Origin of the sequence: Microbulbifer echini (genome assembly GCF_041447225.1) — a bacterium.
In the GTDB taxonomy this organism is placed as follows: Bacteria; Pseudomonadota; Gammaproteobacteria; order Pseudomonadales; family Cellvibrionaceae; genus Microbulbifer; species Microbulbifer echini.
In genome coordinates this window covers 118,842-139,522 of the sequence record NZ_JBGMEL010000006.1, presented here as the reverse complement: position 1 = coordinate 139,522, position 20,681 = coordinate 118,842, and the positions used below count along the sequence as shown (strand labels likewise).

At 49.4% G+C, this 20,681-nt stretch carries 17 protein-coding genes; 9 read left to right on the top strand and 8 right to left on the bottom strand.

What is annotated here, in order from left to right; all coding sequences use genetic code 11:
- Positions 1 to 93 precede the first annotated feature (93 nt).
- The 6 genes from ACCI51_RS07885 to ACCI51_RS07860 all read left to right on the top strand — a co-directional run bounded on the left by ACCI51_RS07885 (position 94) and on the right by ACCI51_RS07860 (position 9,697).
- Complete coding sequence (locus tag ACCI51_RS07885; protein WP_371843211.1) at positions 94 to 2,268, top strand: malate synthase G; 2,175 nt, start codon at positions 94 to 96, stop codon at positions 2,266 to 2,268.
- Between the two features lie 1,151 nt (positions 2,269 to 3,419).
- The gene (locus tag ACCI51_RS07880) at positions 3,420 to 5,600 is read left to right on the top strand and encodes an FUSC family protein (RefSeq protein ID WP_371843210.1); all 2,181 of its coding nucleotides are present in this window, start codon (positions 3,420 to 3,422) and stop codon (positions 5,598 to 5,600) included.
- Positions 5,601 to 5,617: 17 nt separating this feature from the next.
- On the top strand, positions 5,618 to 5,830 hold the full coding sequence (locus tag ACCI51_RS07875; RefSeq protein WP_371843209.1) for a DUF1656 domain-containing protein: 213 nt from the start codon (positions 5,618 to 5,620) through the stop codon (positions 5,828 to 5,830).
- Between the two features lie 2 nt (positions 5,831 to 5,832).
- A complete protein-coding gene (locus tag ACCI51_RS07870; RefSeq protein ID WP_371843208.1) occupies positions 5,833 to 6,954 on the top strand; it encodes an HlyD family secretion protein in 1,122 nt (373 codons plus the stop codon).
- Positions 6,955 to 7,006: 52 nt separating this feature from the next.
- A complete protein-coding gene (locus ACCI51_RS07865; protein WP_299581235.1) occupies positions 7,007 to 8,461 on the top strand; it encodes an efflux transporter outer membrane subunit in 1,455 nt (484 codons plus the stop codon).
- 351 nt (positions 8,462 to 8,812) lie between these two features.
- Positions 8,813 to 9,697, top strand: a complete 885-nt coding sequence (locus tag ACCI51_RS07860; protein WP_371843207.1) for an arylamine N-acetyltransferase family protein — start codon at positions 8,813 to 8,815, stop codon at positions 9,695 to 9,697.
- 314 nt (positions 9,698 to 10,011) lie between these two features.
- Here the strand turns inward: ACCI51_RS07860 and ACCI51_RS07855 are convergent, their stop codons facing one another.
- A complete protein-coding gene (locus ACCI51_RS07855) occupies positions 10,012 to 11,433 on the bottom strand; it encodes an 8-oxoguanine deaminase (RefSeq protein ID WP_371843206.1) in 1,422 nt (473 codons plus the stop codon).
- A gap of 522 nt (positions 11,434 to 11,955) precedes the next feature.
- Between ACCI51_RS07855 and ACCI51_RS07850 the strand changes: the two genes are divergently transcribed.
- On the top strand, positions 11,956 to 12,537 hold the full coding sequence (locus ACCI51_RS07850; RefSeq protein WP_299581119.1) for a TMEM175 family protein: 582 nt from the start codon (positions 11,956 to 11,958) through the stop codon (positions 12,535 to 12,537).
- Between the two features lie 18 nt (positions 12,538 to 12,555).
- On the opposite strand, the gene ACCI51_RS07845 is transcribed toward ACCI51_RS07850, so the two are convergent.
- From ACCI51_RS07845 to ACCI51_RS07820, 6 genes are all read right to left on the bottom strand, one after another.
- Entirely contained in the window at positions 12,556 to 12,978 is a 423-nt protein-coding gene (locus ACCI51_RS07845; protein ID WP_371843205.1) for a GNAT family N-acetyltransferase, read from the bottom strand.
- Position 12,979: 1 nt separating this feature from the next.
- Positions 12,980 to 14,134, bottom strand: a complete 1,155-nt coding sequence (locus ACCI51_RS07840; RefSeq protein WP_371843204.1) for a cupin domain-containing protein — start codon at positions 14,132 to 14,134, stop codon at positions 12,980 to 12,982.
- Positions 14,135 to 14,284: 150 nt separating this feature from the next.
- Entirely contained in the window at positions 14,285 to 15,658 is a 1,374-nt protein-coding gene (purB, locus tag ACCI51_RS07835) for an adenylosuccinate lyase (RefSeq protein WP_371843203.1), read from the bottom strand.
- Positions 15,659 to 15,673: 15 nt separating this feature from the next.
- On the bottom strand, positions 15,674 to 16,309 hold the full coding sequence (hflD, locus tag ACCI51_RS07830) for a high frequency lysogenization protein HflD (RefSeq protein ID WP_371843202.1): 636 nt from the start codon (positions 16,307 to 16,309) through the stop codon (positions 15,674 to 15,676).
- Positions 16,310 to 16,318: 9 nt separating this feature from the next.
- Positions 16,319 to 17,479, bottom strand: coding sequence for a tRNA 2-thiouridine(34) synthase MnmA (gene mnmA / locus ACCI51_RS07825; protein ID WP_299581131.1), 1,161 nt, complete (start codon positions 17,477 to 17,479; stop codon positions 16,319 to 16,321).
- Between the two features lie 75 nt (positions 17,480 to 17,554).
- Positions 17,555 to 18,175: a pseudouridine synthase gene (locus tag ACCI51_RS07820; RefSeq protein WP_299581134.1), complete on the bottom strand. Its 621-nt coding sequence runs from the start codon at positions 18,173 to 18,175 to the stop codon at positions 17,555 to 17,557.
- Between the two features lie 149 nt (positions 18,176 to 18,324).
- On the opposite strand from ACCI51_RS07820, the gene icd reads away from it, so the two are divergent.
- Positions 18,325 to 19,575, top strand: coding sequence for an NADP-dependent isocitrate dehydrogenase (gene icd, locus ACCI51_RS07815; RefSeq protein WP_299581137.1), 1,251 nt, complete (start codon positions 18,325 to 18,327; stop codon positions 19,573 to 19,575).
- 113 nt (positions 19,576 to 19,688) lie between these two features.
- On the opposite strand, the gene cspD is transcribed toward icd, so the two are convergent.
- Positions 19,689 to 19,997 (bottom strand): cold shock domain-containing protein CspD, encoded by a 309-nt coding sequence (gene cspD / locus ACCI51_RS07810; RefSeq protein WP_299581140.1) that lies wholly within the window; start codon positions 19,995 to 19,997, stop codon positions 19,689 to 19,691.
- 280 nt (positions 19,998 to 20,277) lie between these two features.
- Here cspD and clpS point away from each other — a divergent pair, with 280 nt between their 5' ends.
- Positions 20,278 to 20,658 (top strand): ATP-dependent Clp protease adapter ClpS, encoded by a 381-nt coding sequence (clpS, locus tag ACCI51_RS07805; RefSeq protein WP_299581143.1) that lies wholly within the window; start codon positions 20,278 to 20,280, stop codon positions 20,656 to 20,658.
- The last annotated feature ends 23 nt before the right edge of the window (positions 20,659 to 20,681 follow it).

Below are 20,681 nucleotides of genomic sequence, written 5' to 3'. Positions count from 1 at the left end.
ATGAATAGTGGAAATTGTGTCTATAAATTAGCGGTATGCCGAAATGGCTGTTTAGAATGCCGTAATTCCAACAATCAGTGAGAGGCCCAGGGTATGACGGAACGCGTCCAAATCGGTGATTTACAAATCGCACCAGAGCTTTACAACCTGGTTTGCGAGGAGGTGATTCCAGGAACCGGGGTTGATGCCGAGAAATTTTGGGCTGGACTCGATGCGATCGTTCGCGACTTGGCTCCGGTAAATCGCTCTCTACTGCAGAAGCGCGATGAGCTCCAGGAAACCCTGGATCGCTGGCACAGCGACAACCCGAAAGGTTTCCGTGACTTGGAAGGTTATCAGTCATTCTTGCGTGAAATTGGTTACCTGGTGGATGAGCCAGCTGATTTCGGTGCCTCCACGGAAAATGTGGATGAAGAAATCGCCACTCTAGCCGGCCCACAGCTGGTTGTGCCGGTGATGAATGCTCGCTATGCACTCAATGCCGCTAACGCCCGTTGGGGAAGCCTCTACGACGCCCTTTATGGCACTGATGTGATCAGTGAAGAGGGTGGTGCTGAAAAGGGCAGTGAATACAATCCGGTGCGCGGCGCCAAGGTCATTGAGTACGCGCGCAGCTTCCTCGACCAGTCTGCTCCGCTGACTTGTGGCAGTCATAAAGAGGCCGTTCAGTACCGTATCAATGGCTCTTTGCTGGAAGTCGTTCAGGCCAATGGCGATATCGCCACCCTAAAAGATGGCAAGCAATTTGCTGGCTACCTCGGTGATAGCGAAGAGCCCACCAGCATTCTGCTCAAGCAGCACGGCCTCCATTTTGAAATTCAGGTGGATCGCGAGAGCCCCATTGGTAAGACCGACGACGCCGGTATTAAAGACGTATTGATGGAGTCTGCGCTGACCACCATCATGGACTGTGAGGATTCCGTAGCCGCTGTGGACGCGGAGGATAAGGTTGTGGTTTACCGCAACTGGCTCGGTCTTATGCGGGGTGACCTAAAGGAAACCATCAATAAAGGTGGTAAGGCTTTCGAGCGCAGGCTCAATGCCGATCGCGAATATATCACCCCGAATGGCAATCAGCTTACGCTACCGGGCCGCAGCTTAATGTTTGTGCGCAACGTCGGCCACCTGATGACCAACGATGCGGTTTTGTATGGGGGTGGCCAGGAGATTCCTGAAGGCATTCTCGACGGCATGATCACCAGCCTGATTTCCCTGCACGATCTACGCGGCAATAATGCGATCAAGAACTCCCGTGAGGGCAGTATCTATATCGTTAAGCCGAAGATGCACGGCCCGGATGAGGTGGCTTTCGCCAACACTCTGTTTAACCGTATCGAGGATGTCCTCGGACTGCCCCGCTATACTGTGAAGATGGGCATCATGGATGAGGAGCGCCGCACTACGGTGAACCTTAAGGCCTGTATCGCTGAAGCGAAGGAACGCGTGGTGTTTATTAACACTGGATTCCTGGATCGCACCGGTGATGAAATCCACACCTCCATGCTTGCCGGGCCCATGATTCGCAAGGGCGATATGAAGCAGTCCGCCTGGATCAACGCCTACGAAGAGTGGAATGTCGATGTAGGTCTTAACAGCGGTCTCAAGGGTAGAGCGCAAATTGGCAAAGGCATGTGGCCAATTCCTGATCAGATGTCAGCCATGATGCACGCCAAGCTCGCGCATCCTATGGCCGGCGCGAATACGGCCTGGGTTCCATCCCCCACAGCAGCCACCCTGCACGCACTGCACTACCACAAGGTAGATGTGAACCGCCGCCAGGAAGAAATTCAGCATCGCCACCACGCCAAGCTGGAAGATATTCTCACGGTCCCTGTAGCTGAAGATACAAATTGGAGTGCCAAAGAAATCCAGCTGGAACTCGACAATAATGCCCAGGGAATCCTCGGCTACGTAGTACGCTGGGTAGAGCAGGGTGTGGGTTGCTCCAAGGTCCCGGATATTAATGATGTTGGTCTAATGGAGGACCGCGCAACTTTGCGAATTTCCTCTCAACATATTGCCAATTGGCTCAAGCATGGCATCGCTACGGAGAAGCAGGTGCGTGAAACCATGGAGCGTATGGCCGCCGTAGTCGATCGCCAGAATGCTGGGGATGCGAATTACAACAATATGGCTCCTGACTTCGATAAGAGTGTCGCCTTCCAGGCAGCCTGTGAGCTGGTGTTTGAAGGTTGCGCGCAGCCGAATGGCTACACCGAGCCGGTACTGCATCGCCGTAGACGCGAGTTTAAGGCTTTGAATGCATGATTGTTGAGCGGATTGAGTATTAAAAAGGCCCCGAAAGGGGTCTTTTTTGTTGATAAATGTCAATTCTTCGGAAGTTCTTTCAATATCTCAGCCTGGGAAATCTGTATTGTGTTTGTAGAGTTCAAGCAAAATTCATGTTTTGTATGGGCATAGAAAAATCAATACCTTATAGGCACGGGGTTTATCTCACTGGCAATAGAGCGGCTAATGATGGACTGAACCATCGTGGCACATGATCTTTTTGCTTCGTAAAGGGGGGATTGTCAACAGCAGTTTACGGCGATTATATTTAATAAAGAGTGATGATGAGAAAAATAATCGTTGTCTTATTTGTGATTGTAAATTCTGGGTGTGTTTCTGACGACCCAAAATTAAAAAGTGAGCAATCGGCCATATAGAATTCAATAGGGGTACATAAGCTCTGGCTGGTGCCAGAAAGAAAATATGGAACTGTTAAAGAGGTTAGTGTGGCCGATTGTTCTAGAGCTCCATGTGGGGGAAACTGTGGGGTAATTCAGAAAAAGCTATCGAACCTTAAAGGCAAAAGTGGCTGCTTAGGCGTGGATGCACTTGTTGAAACAAACTGTTCAGCTGCCCCGTTAGTGAATAGTTACTGGGTGGCACAAGTTTGCTCTGGTATTGCTGGGAAGTGGTCGGATATATAATTAGATTATATTTAGTTAAATATGTTGTGTGTATTTTTTGAGAGGGTACAGTATCTTTCCTCGAAAGAATGCGCGACACGAGCTAGCAGTTATAACGACTTTGCAGGTTGGGATGTGCCATTCGAATAGCTGAATAAGATGACGCAATACACGGCTTGATAATTGGTTTACGTAACTAGAGGTCTCCTTATAGTGTTTAGAACCTTTTCTTTGTTATATGTGATGGCACTCCGTGGCTTCGAATATATTGTGATTGTCAAATTACTGCTTTCTAAAAGCAGTAGATATTAAAGTTTCATATGATTTTTTTGGTTATGACGCATAATTAAGCAATCGATACTCTTTGCCACAGTTTTATTTTCCTGCCCTCCTATATGCCATACTCCCTTTTGGCAATTCACCATAAATTTATGACATATATGTCTTGCTGCGCCAAAGAATAAATAGGCGTTACTGAGGTATCCAAATATATAGTCGGAGAGAGTCTTGCATCTATCTCGTAATGCGAAAGAGTCGATCAAACTCGCAGCGGCCCTGGTGATTGTTTATGCCATTGCGATGGGGCTCAATTGGGAGAAGCCTTTTTGGGGCGGGTTTGCCGTTATTGTATGTAGCCAGGCTAATTTAGGGCAATCCTTAAACCGCGCCATTTTGTGGATACTTGGGACTCTTTTTGCGCTAGTAGGTGGGTGGTTAATAGTCGCATTATTCCCCCAGGATCGTTGGCTGTTTATGATTGCCCTCTCTATTTGGGTTGCTACCTGCGTTTATCTCTTACAGAGGTCTCGGCATCAGTATTTTTGGGTGACGTGTGGCTATGTCATTTTACTGTTGTGGGATGCCACTGGCGGGGATTTGTCCATTTCCTACGAAGAGGGTATTTTACGTGTTCAAGAATCATTGCTGGGGATTGTTGTTTACGGCCTCATAGCGGTGCTGATATGGCCTAATTGCAGCCGAGAGGTGTTGCGCAAAGCCTCTATTGTGCTTTTAGCCAGGCAGAGACTATTTGCGGCTGGTTGTTTTACCCGAATTAAAAGTCAGGAAAAAGTCATGCTTCATCCTGATAAACGGGTCGAACTATTGAAAGCGGATGCGAGTCTGAGAGCAGCCATTGATGATGCCTGTTCTGACAGCTATGAGATTTGGGAGTGTCGCAAGCAGTGGAATCATTTCGGTTCTCGTGCAACGGCTCTAACACAATCACTCCTGAAGCTGGAAGAAAGTCTAGCTCTTTCTAACCAATTAGGAGTTGCAGATTTTTTTTCCGGAGTAAATGATTATATTGATGATATACAGTGCCGTTTAAATGAGATAAAGCTGACAGTTGATGAAGGTGTTCTGGCTAATATGCCAAAGGAAAGGTGTATTCAAGGCGATATCGATAAAATAAAGGCATTGTCTACATCCCAAACTGCAGCTTTGGCCGTTACTAAGCAATCGTTAAATGACCTTGAAGTGGAGTCGAGGTCATTAATAGATTCTGTGAATGATATTCAGGTAATGGGGGACTCTTATTTAAAATTTCCGAGTGAAGATGGGGCATATTGGCTTGGCCTGCTTATGCCGGACCCAGATAGGCTCGCTAATGTTGTTCGTGTAATTGTTGGTCTATGGATTTCATATCTGGCATACCTATTTGTTCCGGGTATGCTCGGTGGGTTATTGGTTGTGTTGCTAATTACGGTTATTGCAATAATTGCAGCCCTCAGTCCGCAAATTAGATTGTTTGAAACTTGCTTTTATACCATTATCGTTTGTTTGTTATCTGCACCGATGTATTTTGTTCTTATGCCCAAGCTGCAAGGGTTTTACTCCCTGGGGATAATGATATTTGTTTGGAGCTTTATTGTTTGTTATCTGGCCAATAGGGCTTTTGGTGCTCAGTCAATGATAAGGACGTTGGTGCTGATTTTTCCGCAAATCATTTTCAATTTCAACGACTATCAAGTCTACAGTTTTGTTGTATACACGAACTATATTTTTGTGTTGGCTATTATTTTTTGTATTTTGGCCGTATCCAGAAATATACCATTTTCTTCACATCCCGAAAGAAATTTCAAAAAAAATGTAGATCGATTTCTCAATAGTGCCGGTTCGCTGGTTGTTCAGGGTGATATCCCAGAGTCTAGAAGGCAATCTTTTTTTTATCGTTTGTATGTTCTGTATCACATCAACATTATTATGGTTTCGCGTAAAAATATACTCTATTGGATGGAGGGTATTGATAAAGAGCGTATTAGGGGGATGTCAAAAGATCAAATGAGAAGCCTTGTTGATTTGTTGATGCTGATCGCTAATCAGGTGAAAATTTTATATAGAGTGGATAGGGGTAAGATGCGCTTCGTGGCCACTAAAAAAATGTTACGAGAAGCCTTTATATGGCGATGCCTTGCTGCGAAGGTGTTTTTTTATCTTTCTGGAAGAAAGAGAGAGATTCATATTGATTCTTTGAGGCGGGGATATAGGAGGGTTTTTGATAGGATCAACATTGAAGTTGGTGAGTTGATGGAATTAAGGGAGAGTGATGAGCGGTCTAAAGAGGGAGTATCTAATTTTTTATATTTCTTAGGGGTTGTTCATTGTATTGATAATTATTTGTCGGATTTATTTCATTTGTCAGAGCTTGTGGATTGGAGCTGTTTTTGTGAGGATCGATGTCTTTGATGGGCGTAGGAATTTGGATGGAGAAAATACCGCATGACATATCATTCGGTGGATTCTATCTTTCCCCAATTCTGGTTTCTGGATTGTTTGGTGTGCTTGCCGCACTGCTTACGGCAAGGTTGTTGGATCGTTACCGCCTCTCAAGATATTTTGCAAATCCTCCGGTTGTTATTATCTCGCTGAGTATTATTTATTCAATTTTCTTCGGGGCAGTATTTGTGGGGATATAAAAGTGAAGAAATTTAGTAAATATATTCTCACTGGAGGTATTGTTTTTGTTGCTGTGTTGTTACTGATCTTGCAGTTTTGGAAATACCTCAATAACCCCTGGACTAGGGATGGAACAGTCCAGGCAGATATTATACAGATTACGCCAAGGGTTTCCGGTCAAGTTGTTAAGCTACCAATTAGAGATAACCAGTTCGTTAATGCTGGGGACCTCTTATTCCAGATAGATCCTAGAACCTATGAGGCTGCGCTTGCGGAGGCTAAGGCTCAATATGAGGAAGCGATTGACACTTATAACGCACAAAGAGAAAACATCCTTGCCTATGAAGCCAGAATACGCGAATCCGCGGCGGCAATAGATCAGGCTCAAAGCAATATAAATGCGCTAGAGGCAGACATAATAAAATCCAGGGCAGAATATAAACGTCAACAGGAATTACTTCCGCAGCGTGCTACTTCGGTGAGGTCCTTGCAGGCCGCGCAGGCTGAATACGAATCTTCTGTGGAGTATCGCGCAGGTGCGGAGGCAAGACTCGCTGAATCCTTGGCCTCTCTGGAGCAATCTCAAGCGGAACTGGCCAGGGTACGGGTACAACTTGGCGCACTTGGTGCTGACAACCCTGGTGTACGCGCTGCTCAAGCTTTAGTGCGTCAAGCGGAGCTTAACCTTGAATATACTAGTGTTACCGCGCCAGTTTCCGGCTATGTGACGAACCTTGACTTCCGTTTTGGCGATCAGGCTGTGGCCAACCAACCGGCCCTTTCAATCGTGGATGTCAGCACCTATCGTGTGGAGGGTTACTTTCGCGAAACATTAATTCGCCGTATATCACCTGGGGATCGGGCCATAGTGACATTGATGGCCTATCCATATAGACCATTAAATGGCTTTGTTGAAAGCATTGGTTGGGGTATTGCACAGCAGGATGCAACCGCCGGTAATGATTTACTGCCGAGGGTAGAGCCTACATTCGAGTGGATTCGTCTGGCGCAGCGGATACCGGTAAGAGTTTATTTAATTGATCCCCCTGAATCAGTTGATTTACGTGTTGGTTTTACCAGCTCAGTACTTGTTTTGAGTGGTACTGCGGGCACTGAACAAGATGAAACGGCGAAGAGTCCCTAAGCGCCTAGGCATAAGAATTTTGCGACTGCCAGTAGCTGTTGGTGCCCTTGCTATGTTTGTAATCCATGGTTGTATGTTGGGCCCCGATTACGTGCCTCCACCAGTGAGCGTTGAAGATTCTTGGATTTATGGGGAAGATAAACGTCTAGATAGCCTTGAAGCGATTAACCCTTTGTGGTGGCAAATTGCTTTTTCGGATCCAGTGCTCGATGACTTGGTGGCTCAGGCAATAGAAAATAATTTGGAGTTGAGGTCGGCAGCCCTGAGGGCTCTACAGGCCCAGCAGGTTCTAGCCATTGCCGTTGGAAATCAATACCCCCAGGTACAACAACTCGACGGCTTAATTGATCGTTCAAAATATGTTCGGTCAGGCATAACTGGTAACTTACAAAATGAATATTATCTTAATTTTAATCTAACCTGGGAGTTAGATATGTGGGGTCAGCTTAGGCGATTAGTAAATTCTGCTGCAGCTGATTTTGAAGCGAGTTTGGCTGAATACGATGGTCTTCTCGTTTCGATTATCGCCCAAGTGGCTCAGGCGTATATAAATATTCGTACTGTGAAGCGTCGCCTAGAGGTTGCCAGGGAAAATATTCGCACTCAGAGGGAGGGATTGAGGATTGCAGAAGTAAAATTCCGTGCGGGTGAAGTTAGTGCTTTGGATGCAGAGCAGGCTCAGACTTTATTGAGTAATACCGAGGCTACTGTACCTGGATTGGAAATTGCTTTTCAGCAACTTAAAAATTCTCTGGCCATTTTACTTGGAATGCCCCCGCGCAGTCTTAATGAGATACTCTCAGTACGCCCAACAGTACCGCAGGTACCCGCAATTACGAGTATTGGAATGCCGCAAGATCTTCTGCGGCAGCGGCCGGATATTCGCCAGGCAGAACGCTTGCTCGCTGCGCAGGGAGAGCTGATTGGTGTGGCAAGAGCAGAACTTTACCCAAACTTTTCCATCGGTGGGTTAATAGGGGCGATTGATATTAGGGGGGGGCAGTTAAATGGTAGAAGTGACGCATGGGATTTATTTCTCGAGTTCGATTGGGATATTTTAAACTATGGAAGACTGCGCAATAATGTGCGCCTGCAGGATGCTACCTTCCAGCAGCTGGTTTCAGATTATCAACAGGTCGTTTTGCAGGCTCAAGTTGATGTGGAAAATGCCATCGTTGCTTATCTTAAGTCCCAGGAGCAACAATTTTTTTACAAAACTGCTGCTATGGCCTCGGAAGAAGCTGTTAATCTCTCTTTGACTCAGTATGTCGATGGGCAGGTTGAATACAATACAGTGATCACTACCCTGATATCCAACCTTCAACAACAGGATATTCTGGTGATAGCACAAGGTGCAGTGGCAGCAAATTTAGTACAGGTATATTTGTCACTCGGTGGAGGTTGGCAGATCCGTGATGGACTGACTCCTCTGGAGCTATTACCGGAAGAGACAATAGAGGATATGCTTTGGCGGACTCACTATTGGGATAAATTCTTGAGTGAATAATTTTGTACCAAGTATTTCCCGGGCTAATCCCGAAAGGTGAGTGTACTCAGTATTTCTAAAGCCTACTCCTGCATCATTACTATTGCAGTTAGCTTACTAAATCTATCAAGCCCCGCGTTGCTAAAATTTTAGCTGGATATTGACCCTGGAATTCTTTCACATAGGCGTTATGTAGTTTGATTCACATGCGAAGATGTCTCAGTCATCAATCGAGTTTTGATTTGTCAATGGGATCACATCTATTCATAAAAAAAGTGGGTGTATTAGAGCTCAGCACTTGGTATTGACCTCAACTTAAGTTTAGGTATTAAGCTTGCTTTATTGTTGATTGACCCTAAGGATTAAAGCGAAATGACTACGGATGCACACAGTGTTGACTTGAAAAAATACTTCGAACGTATTGACTATCATCAAAATCCATCCCAAAACCTGCAAACATTGAATGACATACTTGCTCAACATGTCCGAACCTTGCCGTTTGAAAATCTAACCTCCTTTCTTGGAAGTCCGGTAAACATTGATCTGGCGGCAATTGAAGAAAAACTCGTACAACAGAAACGCGGTGGGTATTGCTTCGAACAGAATGCCCTGCTGGGTGCGGTATTACGGCAGATTGGCTTTTCTGTTACTGGTCTCGCCGCTCGCGTCTTGTGGCAGACCCCCGCAGGACATGAACCAGCTCAATCCCATATGATATTACTTGTGGAGGTGGGCGAGGTGGCCTATTTGCTGGATGCGGGCTTTGGCAGTAATACTCTCACCGCACCTCTGCGTTTAGATATCAATGCCCCACAAAAGACAGTTCACGGAATCTACCGTCTTACTCGAATAGAGGAAGATTACCTGCTACAAGTAAGAGTCGCGGGTACTTGGCAGTCGATGTACAGTTTTGATTTAAGGCCGCGTACCGCAGGCGATTATAAAATTGCTAACTGGTATTGCTGTACTCACCCGCAATCCCGTTTTGTTGAGCACTTGATTGCAGCCCGCGCATTTCCGGAGGGGCGCCATGCATTATTGAATCGTCAATTGAGTTTCCAGCCTGTTGATGGCCCTAAGAGCGTGATTATGTTGGCCAATATTACTGAGTTAAGAAATGCCTTATTGGAGGTGTTTGAAATCGAGGTGCCGGAGGATTTTAGTACTGAGAAGAAGCTGGCGAGCATCTTCGAGGATATGTCGAAGCCTCTGGGTATTGGCAGCAATGAATTGGTATCCAGTCGAGTACTGTCATGATCCAAGTAGGTGTTGTTTATCACTCGGTTTGCGGAAGCATAAAGGTTCTGGCAGAGGCTATTGTGGAGGGAGCGGATAGTATTTCTGACCAGCAAAGAGTGCTATCCAAGAATCGCGATCCAGGAATTGGTTGATTTAGAGCACGGTTGGCAAAAGAGCAGCCTTTCTAAGCGCCGAGCTCTCTGAGCGAGGTCGGGTGTACCTTCGAGTTTTGGCGAAGATTGTGTGCCGCGAGCTGAATATTGTCAGGGAATTAAAATATCTTGAAACCATCTAGGCCAGCATTTTTCCTCCCAAGCTTGCCGTCATGGAATTTAGCTTCCCTTCAGCAGCCTAAGGCTCCACGTATTGTGCTCCTTAATTACTGCTGCCATATCTAGAGAGTTTATTTCTCCATTATCAACGATTTTCTGACCGTGAATTACCACCGTTTGCGCAGACTGTGGGGCACAGAAGATTACTGCGGCCACGGGGTCTGAAAGTCCACCAGCATAATTGATAGTGTTGAGCTGTAGAGTAAAAAAATCGGCGCAACGCCCAACTTCAAGCGCGCCAATATCAGAGCGGTTTAGGACTTTGGCCCCTCCAAGGGTGGCGAGTTCCAGGGCTTCGCGAGCACTCATCCACTCCGAAGAACGCAGGGGGTGGGACTGGGAGAGCTGGGAGTAACGATGTGGACCCTCTGGGGGGCGCAGGCCCATCCTTAGTCTCGCAAGTAGCATTGCCTGGCGAGTTTCCATAAGCATATTGGATGCGTCATTGCTCGCAGCCCCATCTACACCGAGGCTAACTTTCACACCGGCAGCCATATAGTCTTTAACGGGTGCAATCCCCGAGGCGAGGCGCATGTTAGAACTCGGGCAGTGGGATATTCCGCACCCAGTGCGTGCAAAAATGTTTATCTCTTCAGAATCAACATGTATGGCGTGGGCGAACCAAACATCGGGGCCTAGCCACCCCATTTCCTCCATCCACTCCAAAGGGCGTTTGCCAAATCGTTCAAGCGTGTAACGCTCCTCATCGAATGTCTCACACAGGTGTGTGTGTAACATGACGCCTTTATCTCGAGCGAGCAGGGCTGTCTCCTTGAGGAGAGCCTCTGAAACCGTAAAAGGGGAGCAGGGAGCCAGGACAATTCGAGTTAGGGCGCCAAAGCTGGCATCGTGATAGCGGTCAATAACACGGATACTGTCTTTCAGTATGAAATTTTCTTCTTCGACACTCTCATCTGGAGGCAGGCCCCCGAGAGACTTACCCAAGGACATGGAGCCACGACTAGCGTGGAATCTCACGCCTAAATCCCGTGCGGCTTCAATATGGATGTCGACCTTGTTACCACTCTTGAATAGGTAGGAATGATCAAACACCGTAGTGCAGCCAGAGAGAATAAGCTCGCCTAAACCAATCAGGGCACTTGTTCGTGAAGCCTCAGGATTAATGCGGGTCCAAATGGGATAGTGCAGCTGTAGCCAGGCAAAAAGATTCTTATTTTGGCAGCAGGGCAGGTTACGGGTGAGTGTTTGGTTGAGGTGATGATGGGTATTCACCATTCCGGGGAGAACGATCTGTCCTGTGGCATCAATGACCGTATCGGCACTGGTGGGAAGAGACTTGGTCTGGCCCACAGCGGTAATTAGCCCATCTTCGGCAAAAATACCGCCCTTGGTGATTTCACGCCTCTCAGCATCCATGGTTACTAGGATATCGGCATTTTTTAGCAGTAAGGTCTTTGCCATGAGGAATGATTGCGTTCTCTTAAGAGATGTTAGGCCCTCTAATATTAGCTAGGCTCCTCCTGAGCATGGGACAGCCTGTCTTTATCTAGACTCCAGGCTATATATCCACTTGAAAAAAGTAGACCGCCGGCCGCCATATTCATCCCAGTAGAATCCTGTAAAACCTTGCGTTTTCCCTCCTGGATAACCATGAAAATTGAGCATTTTATCCGGGGTCTTTAGGTCACACCCACCATGCCGCTCCCAGCCCCATCCGGTTCAATAAAAATAGAGCAGCAATATTTTGAGTATCTGCAATGATCGATTAAAGAATACACTTATAAAGCCGTTATCTTCTTGCCTTATAAACATTTACTAGCAACATCTCCTGAACTTGTTGTCAGGATTGAGGGAAGAAATAAGGTAAGGGGCACCTTAGTGGGTAGTTTGGGAGGAGCATAGTCTTTACTTGAGAGGGTATTCAGGCCATGAACGTGGTGATCTATGCTCCATCGAGCCTTTTTTTCAAGTCGGATTAATGGGTTGAGTGATGGTGTTTTTGCTATAGCCATGACGCTTCTTGTGTTCAACATTCAGATCCCCGATTTGGCCGACATTAAAACGGGGGCGGACTTTCACAATAAAATGCAGGAGCAGGTCCCCCACATATTTTCCTGGTTGTTGAGTTTTGCGATCCTCTGTCGCCTGTGGCTGACCCATAACCATCTGATGTCTGATCACACGTCAAAATCTGCGAGTTTTACCAGCTGGAATTTTCTGCTGTTAGGTGCGGTTGCATTTACACCATTTCCGGCCGGGTTACTGGGGGAGTACCCAGATCAAACCTGGTCCGTGATTCTTCTTTCAATCACCTACGCGGTAGCGGCACTGTCGATTGCGGGTATGTGGTGTATCGCACCGAATCGAGCCAGTGCGGGTGCGCGACGAGTGGTATTGATTAGCCTGGTGATGTTGTTGACCAGTATTTCCGCTAGCCTTCTCGCGGCTCTGAACCCCTTCTGGGGATTGATTTTGTGGATTGTGTATGTACTTGGTATCGCGCCCCTGGCCCATTTCCTGGAGCGCTATGTTTTCCGCGGTGGGGATAAAATTGAAGGCGAGTGAGGGTGTTTTTCCTGTCGGTCAGCTCAGTTCCAGGACCATTTTCAGGTGGGGAATGCCCGCTTCATGGAAAATTTCGCCCTGCGCACTAAATCCGGCTTTCGCATAGAAGCCTTGCGCATGTTGCTGCGCATGCAAGTAGATATTCGGGTAGCCTCTTTGTTCAGCGTATTCGCAGATGACCTGGAGCAGCTGAGCCCCAAGCCCCTCGCCCCGATCGGACTTACTGATTGCCATGCGTCCGACTTTGCCATCTTTACTCAGTCGCCCGGTGCCTACGGCGCGCTCATTTTTGAAAACCAGGAAGTGTTGTGCATCTCCCTCCTGGTCATCCCACTCCAGCTCCGCAGGTACTTTCTGCTCTAGTACAAAGACCGTTTCCCGAATAGCGCGAATAGAATCACTCTCGCTTTTCCAATCGGCGGGGCGTACGAGAATTGCCATATTAGAAATCCTCAGGTGGATAGATCAGGGTGCCCTGGGATACCAATTGATCTACCAGTCCATCGGAACCGGCGATCTGCGGGAAGGTTTCGATATCACTCCAGGATATCTTATGGATGTTAACAAACCGTTCTGCAAAATTCAGCGGGGCAGGGAAGGCTTCACCATCGACAAATAGGGTTGCGGGTTCTCGGCAAAAAGCGGCTCGCGAGGCAGGATTCAGGATCAGTTGTACTCCCTGGGGTAACTGGTCGCGCCAGTCGACGGCATCATCGGCGTCTAATGCCACTGTGTCCGGATACTTCACCTCTGTCATTACGGCTCCAAACCACTGGGCAATCTTTTCCGGCTGCTTTAACCAGGCGCCAAGTTGCTGCTGTAGCCGTGCGACGGAAGCTGGGTCTACTTCGCCCGGGCATTTTGCAGGTTCAGATCCGGCATCGGTATACCTCAGACTGTCTGGTAAACCCATCGCTACTTCCGCAGCGAGGTCCTCGAGAATGACGGCTGCAGACGGGGCACGGAAGCCAATGGAAATGGTGGTACAAGCGCCCTCGGCGATTCCCCAGTGGCTGTATTGTGGCGGGAGATAGAGCATATCACCGGGCTCCAAGACCCAGCTGTTTTCCGCATCAAACGCTTTAAGGATATTGAGCGGAGTTCCCTCCACGCGCGGGCTGCTCTCATCCACTTTGGGCCCTTGCTGCCAATGGCGCTTGCCTTCGGCTTGTAGCAGGAATACGTCATAGTGATCGTAGTGTGGGCCGACGCTGCCCTTGTCGGCGGCGTAGCTGATCATAACGTCGTCGAGGCGCCAGTCGGGGATAAAACGGAAGTACTCTTTTAGCTCCGCAATTTCGGAAAGCCATTGATCCACCGCCTGTACCAAGAGTGTCCAGTGTGTTTGGGGCAGAGAAAGAAAGTCCTCTTCTGTAAAAGGGCCGGTTCGCAGCTCCCAGGGGCCACTCTCACCATTTTCCAGGACTAGGCGCGATTCCACCGCTTCTTCCAAAGCCATTCCGGCGAGCTCTTCACCGGATATCGGTGCTTCGAAGTTGGGGAATGCATTGCGGATCAACACAGGCTTTTGTTGCCAGTAATCGCGCATAAACACTTCAATTGGCATATCACCGAGATGGGTAAGGGGGCTGGCCACGGTAATTCTCACTGTCTGATAGGGCTGTGGTTGCTCTCAATATCTGCACAGGGTCATGTCTCAGTACCGAGCAGCGACATGGCAGGGGAGAGAATAAGGGGTTATTAGTAAGCTACCGGCCACAACGGTGTGGTCGGTAGCTCGGCCCGCTTAGATTTTGCGGGCTTGCTCTGTAGCATTACCGATATAGGAAGCTGGGGTCATTTCCAGCAAAGTGCTTTTGGCTTCTGCGGGAATTTCCAAATTCTCGATAAACACTTTCAGGGTTTCCTGAGTGATACCCTGGCCGCGAGTGAGGTCTTTCAATTTCTCGTAGGGTTTTTCAATGTTGTAGCGGCGCATAACGGTTTGGACCGGCTCGGCCAACACTTCCCAGGAATTATCCAGGTCTTCTGCCAGGCGCTCAAGGTTAATTTGCAGCTTACCCAGGCCTTTCATTGTGGCGGCGTAGGCGATTGCGGAGTAGCCCGCGCCCACCCCCATATTGCGCAGCACGGTGGAATCGGTCAGATCCCGCTGCCAGCGGGAAACGGGTAGTTTTGCTGCCAGGTGCTGGAATACGGCATTGGCCAGGCCCAGGTTGCCTTCGGAGTTTTCGAAGTCGATGGGATTCACCTTGTGCGGCATGGTGGAGGAGCCCACTTCGCCGGCAACCACTTTCTGCTTGAAGTAACCGAGGGAAATATAGCCCCAGATGTCGCGATCGAAATCAACCAGAATAGTGTTGAAACGTGCGATGGCATCAAACAGCTCGGCAATATAATCGTGTGGTTCGATCTGGGTGGTGTAGGGATTCCAGGTCAGACCGAGGGAGGTTATGAATTCTTCCGCATTCTTTTCCCAGTCGATGCTGGGGTATGCAGATAGGTGTGCGTTGTAATTACCTACGGCTCCATTGATTTTCCCCAGTAGAGGTACGGCCTGTATCTGGCTGATCTGGCGGCGCAAGCGAGCTGCGACATTGGCCAGTTCCTTGCCGACGGTGGTAGGGCTGGCGGTCTGTCCATGGGTGCGGGATAACATGGGCACATCGGCGAAATCTTGTGCAAGAGCGGCGATTTTGCCTACGAGTGCATTCATTGCAGGCAGCATCACGTCATCGCGGCCGGCACGCAACATCAGTGCATGAGATAGGTTGTTAATATCTTCAGAGGTGCAGGCGAAGTGAACAAACTCGCTCACTTTCTCCAGTTGTGCATTGCCACTGATTTTTTCTTTTAGGAAATATTCAACGGCTTTAACGTCGTGGTTGGTGGTGCGCTCGATTTCCTTGATGCGTTCGGCATCTGCCAGGGAGAAATCGGCAACAATGCTGTCCAGAAGCTGGATGGCCGTTTTATCAAACGGCTGAACCTCGCTTATTTCTGAATGTGCGGAGAGTTTTTGCAGCCAGCGCACTTCTACTTCAACACGGGCACGAATCAGGCCGTATTCACTAAAAATTTCACGTAGGGGGGCAGTCTTGCTCTCGTAGCGACCATCAATAGGGGATACCGCTGTGAGTGCGGAAAGCTCAACTGTCATAGTAAATCTCCGGGATTAGTGTTTTATAGATTCGATCTGTGTGATCAGCTCGTTAGTCGCCTGTAATAGCTTTTTACGCTGAAATAGCAGGTGCAGACGGCGCCCTCCTAACTGTCGCCAAAGGGTGGCTGAGCGAATACCGGCAAAGAGCATGGAGCGGATCTGGTTTGCGATACGCTGCTGCTGCAAATAGTTAAAATCTCCCAGGACCTGGATGCGGAAACGGAAAGTTCCGAGAGTGTCGCTATAGATGCTGGCAAGGTTGGAAAATACATTTTCGTGGGTAGGGGTGAAATGTTCAGCCTGGGTCTTGGCTTTATCCAGACGGTTACCGATGATTGAGAGCAATTCCCCCTTCTTGCTTAACTGCCGCTGCAGATAGAGTATCGACAGCGCGTAGCGCAGGCAGTCGGTGTACTCGGGGTGCTGCCTGGACTGCAGCAATTGCCGCGATACCTGTAAGCCAGACAGCAGATTTTCAGTGCCGGCAAAGACATCTTCGGTGCGGTCTGGATTAAGCTGGAAGAGGCTGTAAACCCCAGTTTCCAGCTGTGTCTGGGGCGCGGTGCCGGTTTTGGCCAGTCGCTCCACCAGTGTTGCGGATTGAAAAATTCCGGCCAGCGCCAGTGCCTGATCCCGCCAGTTATTCAAAATTATTCCTTAGTGTTTCTTGTACTTGTCCGGTACGGCGGAGCCAACGCCTGTGGCCTGCTCTATCACTGCACCTCCGAGGCATATCTCACCATCGTACAGTACCAGAGACTGCCCCGGTGTAATTGCGCGCTGTGGTTCGTCAAATTCCACAACGAGATTACCATTCTCCCGAACGTGTACGGTGCAGTTTTGATCTGGCTGGCGGTAACGGGTTTTTGCCTGGCAGCGGATTTGGTCGCTGGGGGCTGCGCCATTGATCCAATGTGTCTGGGTTGCTTTGAGGCCGGTTGCGTATAGCAGAGGGTGATGTGCACCCTGGGCAACAATTAATACGTTGCGCTCGAGGTCCTTCCCGACGACGTACCAAGGCTGCTCACCGGCGCCCTTGACTCCGCCAATGCCCAACCCCTGACGCTGACCGATCGTGTGGTACATCAGACCCGCATGGCGGCCCATTACCTCACCTTCGGGTGTCTCCATGGCGCCGGGTTGGGCGGGTAGGTACTGCTCCAGGAAGTCCTTAAAGCGGCGTTCGCCGATAAAGCAGATACCAGTGCTGTCCTTCTTGTTATGGGTGATAAAGCCATTTTCTTCGGCAATGCGTCGGACTTCAGGCTTTTCCAATTCCCCGAGCGGAAACAGAGAGCGGGTGAATTCCGCCTCTCCCACGGCGTGCAGGAAATAGCTTTGATCCTTGTTGCCGTCGAGCCCCTTAAGCAGGTAAGTGCGACCATCAATATCCCGGCGCCGGGTGTAGTGCCCAGTCGCGATGGCGTCCGCACCCAGAACTTCAGCGTATTCCAGGAAGACTTTGAACTTGATTTCCCGGTTGCACAGGATGTCCGGGTTGGGCGTGCGACCAGCTTTGTACTCCGCCAGGAAGTACTCGAATACGTGATCCCAGTACTCCGCCGCAAAATTGGCGGTGTGCAGTTTGATCCCCAGTTTTTCACAGACGGCCTGGGCATCGGCCAGGTCCGCTTTTGCGGTGCAGTATTCGGTGCCGTCGTCCTCATCCCAGTTTTTCATAAACAGACCCTCCACCTGGTAGCCCTGCTGCATCAGGAGGAGAGCGGCCACAGAGGAGTCCACACCGCCGGACATACCGACGATGACGCGTTTTGGCTGTTTGTTGTGCGGAAAATCAGGCATAAGAAGGACAGTCATTACTTCACTGGGATGGAAAGGGGGCGAATTTTACCTGTGAATGGCCTCTCTGACCAAGGCCGCTTTAATCTTTGGTTATTGCTTAGTACCTCGGCGCGGGCGATTGCGCCTTTGGGGCGGCTTCGATTTGGGGTTGGGCTTTGGCCTGGGGGGGCTTGGGGCTTCCTCCATTCGATAGCTTCCTGGCTGCAATGCGTCGAGCTTCCAGTGGCCGATTGCCATGCGAACTAGGCGGAGGGTGGGGAAGCCGACAGCCGCAGTCATGCGTCGGACCTGTCGATTGCGCCCCTCATGGATTGTGAGTTCCACCCAGCTGGTGGGTATAGATTTGCGCTCGCGAATCGGTGGGGTACGTGGCCACAGGTCGGTGTCGATGAGTCGTCGGGCCATTGCTGGAGCAGTGAGGCCATCTTTCAGGTCGACACCGCGGCGCAGAAACATCAGGGCGTCGTCGGTAATGTCCCCCTCTACCTGAGCCCAATAGGTCTTGGCCATCTTTCTTTTCGGATGGCTGATTTGATGTTGTAGCGCTCCATCATCGGTCAGTAACAGTAGGCCTTCAGAATCATAGTCGAGCCGGCCGGCGGCATAGAAGCCTTTGTGAGGGATATAGTCCGCCAGTGTGGCGCGCCCCTGGCCGTCTGTGAATTGGCTTAACACGCCAAAAGGTTTGTTGAGGAGAATAATCTTAGTCATAAGAAAAATTGAGTATTGTAATCCAACTACAAAAATTAGCCGATGCTGCTATAATCCCGCCGATTTTTATCCCCGCCCAATGGTCCCGGGGGAGCGGTGCAAGCAACGCTGGACCTAAAAAGTCATAGAATTTTGGGAGTTTACGCAATATGGGTCACATCCAAGTGCCGGCAGACGGCGAAAAAGTTACAGTCAATTCCGACGGTTCGCTGAATGTTCCGAATCGCCCGGTAATTCCGTTCATCGAGGGCGACGGCATCGGTGTGGACATCACCCCGGTAATGCGCAAAGTAATCGATGCGGCTGTTGAGAAGGCTTCTGCCGGCGACAAGAAAATCGAGTGGATGGAAATCTACTGCGGTGAGAAAGCAGCAGAAACCTATGCTGGCGACTGGTTCCCGGCTGAAACCCTTGAAGCGATCAAAGATTACGTTGTTAGCATCAAAGGCCCTCTGACAACTCCAGTTGGCGGCGGCTTCCGTTCCCTGAACGTAGCGCTGCGCCAAGAGCTGGACTTGTACGTGTGTCAGCGTCCGGTCCGCTGGTTTAGTGGTGTACCTTCTCCGGTTAAAGAGCCGAACAAGGTGGACATGGTGATTTTCCGTGAAAACTCCGAAGATATCTATGCCGGTATCGAGTGGAAAGCGGACAGCGATGAAGCGAAAAAAGTCATCAAGTTCCTGCAGGACGAGATGGATGTTAAGAAAATCCGTTTCCCAGAGCACTGTGGCATCGGTATTAAGCCGGTTTCTTCTGAAGGCACCAAGCGTCTCGTGCGCAAGGCTATTCAGTACGCTGTTGACCAGGATCGCGATTCCGTAACCCTGGTACACAAAGGCAACATCATGAAGTTCACCGAAGGTGCCTTCGCCGATTGGGGTTATGAGCTGGCTCGCGATGAGTTCGGTGCTCAACCTCTGGACGGTGGCCCCTGGCACAGCTTCAAGAACCCGAAGACTGGTAAAGAGATCGTTATTAAGGATGTAATTGCAGACGCTATGCTGCAGCAGGTCATTCTGCGTCCGGCAGAGTACGATGTCATTGCTACCCTAAACCTGAATGGCGACTACCTGTCTGATGCACTGGCTGCGCAGGTCGGTGGTATCGGTATCGCTCCGGGTGCGAACCTGTCTGACGACGTTGCTCTGTTCGAAGCGACTCACGGTACTGCGCCCAAGTATGCTGGTCAGGACAAGGTAAACCCTGGTTCTCTGATCCTGTCCGCCGAGATGATGTTGCGTCACCTGGGCTGGAACGAAGCTGCGGACCTGGTTATCAAAGGTGTAGAGGGTGCTATTGAAGCCAAGACGGTGACTTACGATTTTGAGCGTCTGATGGATGGTGCTGAATTGAAGTCCTGCTCTGCGTTTGGTGACGAAGTTATCAAGCATATGGCCTAAGTGGCAAATACAGGGCCGGGTCGTAGGATCTGGCTCTGACCCAAAAAAGCCCTTTGCTTTGCAGCGAAGGGCTTTTTTGTTGGTGCGCTGAGATCATTTGGCTGCGCAGAGCGTTAGTCGAGTACTTCGGCCTCTTTTTCTCTGATGTTCTCAGCGTGGGCGAGGTCGGTATCAATGCTGGTATCGGCACTGTGAGCGCCAGTTTCAGCCTCTGCGGACACTGCGGCGGAAATATTTGCAGCGTGATAGCCCTTGTCACCCCTGACGATGTCAAAGGTTACTTGCTGACCGGCTTTCAGGGTTCGGTAGCCTTCCATCTGAATTGCGGAATAGTGCGCGAACAGATCCTCCCCTCCTTCATCTGCAAGAATAAACCCATATCCCTTAGCGTTGTTGAACCACTTTACGGTACCAGTAGGCATAACGAATTCCCTCTAATTGCCTGAGTGGCCGTCCGGCCACCTTACAGAGTTTTTATATTTATTTGACCTGCGGATTAGTCGACTGCAATCCTATCTGCGACTAACGGCTGTGCGCGAGCAGGCACTACCTCTTGTAGTCAACTGGTATGGGAATGTCAAGGAGCCGCTCTCGACGCTGTGATGTCCCTGTGTCGTTGGTCAAATAAGGTTACAATGGCAGGCCGTTGATGGTTGCGAGTGTCGCACTTTCTGAGCTCGATAGAACACATTGATAATTGTTATGAGTATTTTGCAGGTCATTAAACTAGGCTCCGGTAACTCTGGAGAGGACTACTACGATCATGAGGGTGCAGATGGCGAGCTCGCGCTAGAAGAGGCGCCGCCAAAGCTGAAGCGCCCCCCTATGTATAAAGTCATCATGCTGAATGATGATTACACCCCCATGGACTTTGTTGTGGAGACTCTGGAGTTATTTTTTGGGGTTAACCGGGAGCGCGCCACACAGTTGATGATGCAAGTACACATGCGGGGAAAAGCAGTGTGCGGTGTCTATACTCGGGATATAGCGGAGACAAAGGCTGCACAGGTCAATCAGTTCGCTCAGGAGAATGAACATCCACTGCTGTGTGAAATTGAGGCGGACGAGAGTAAAGACGATTGACTTTTAATAGAACCGCTTTATTA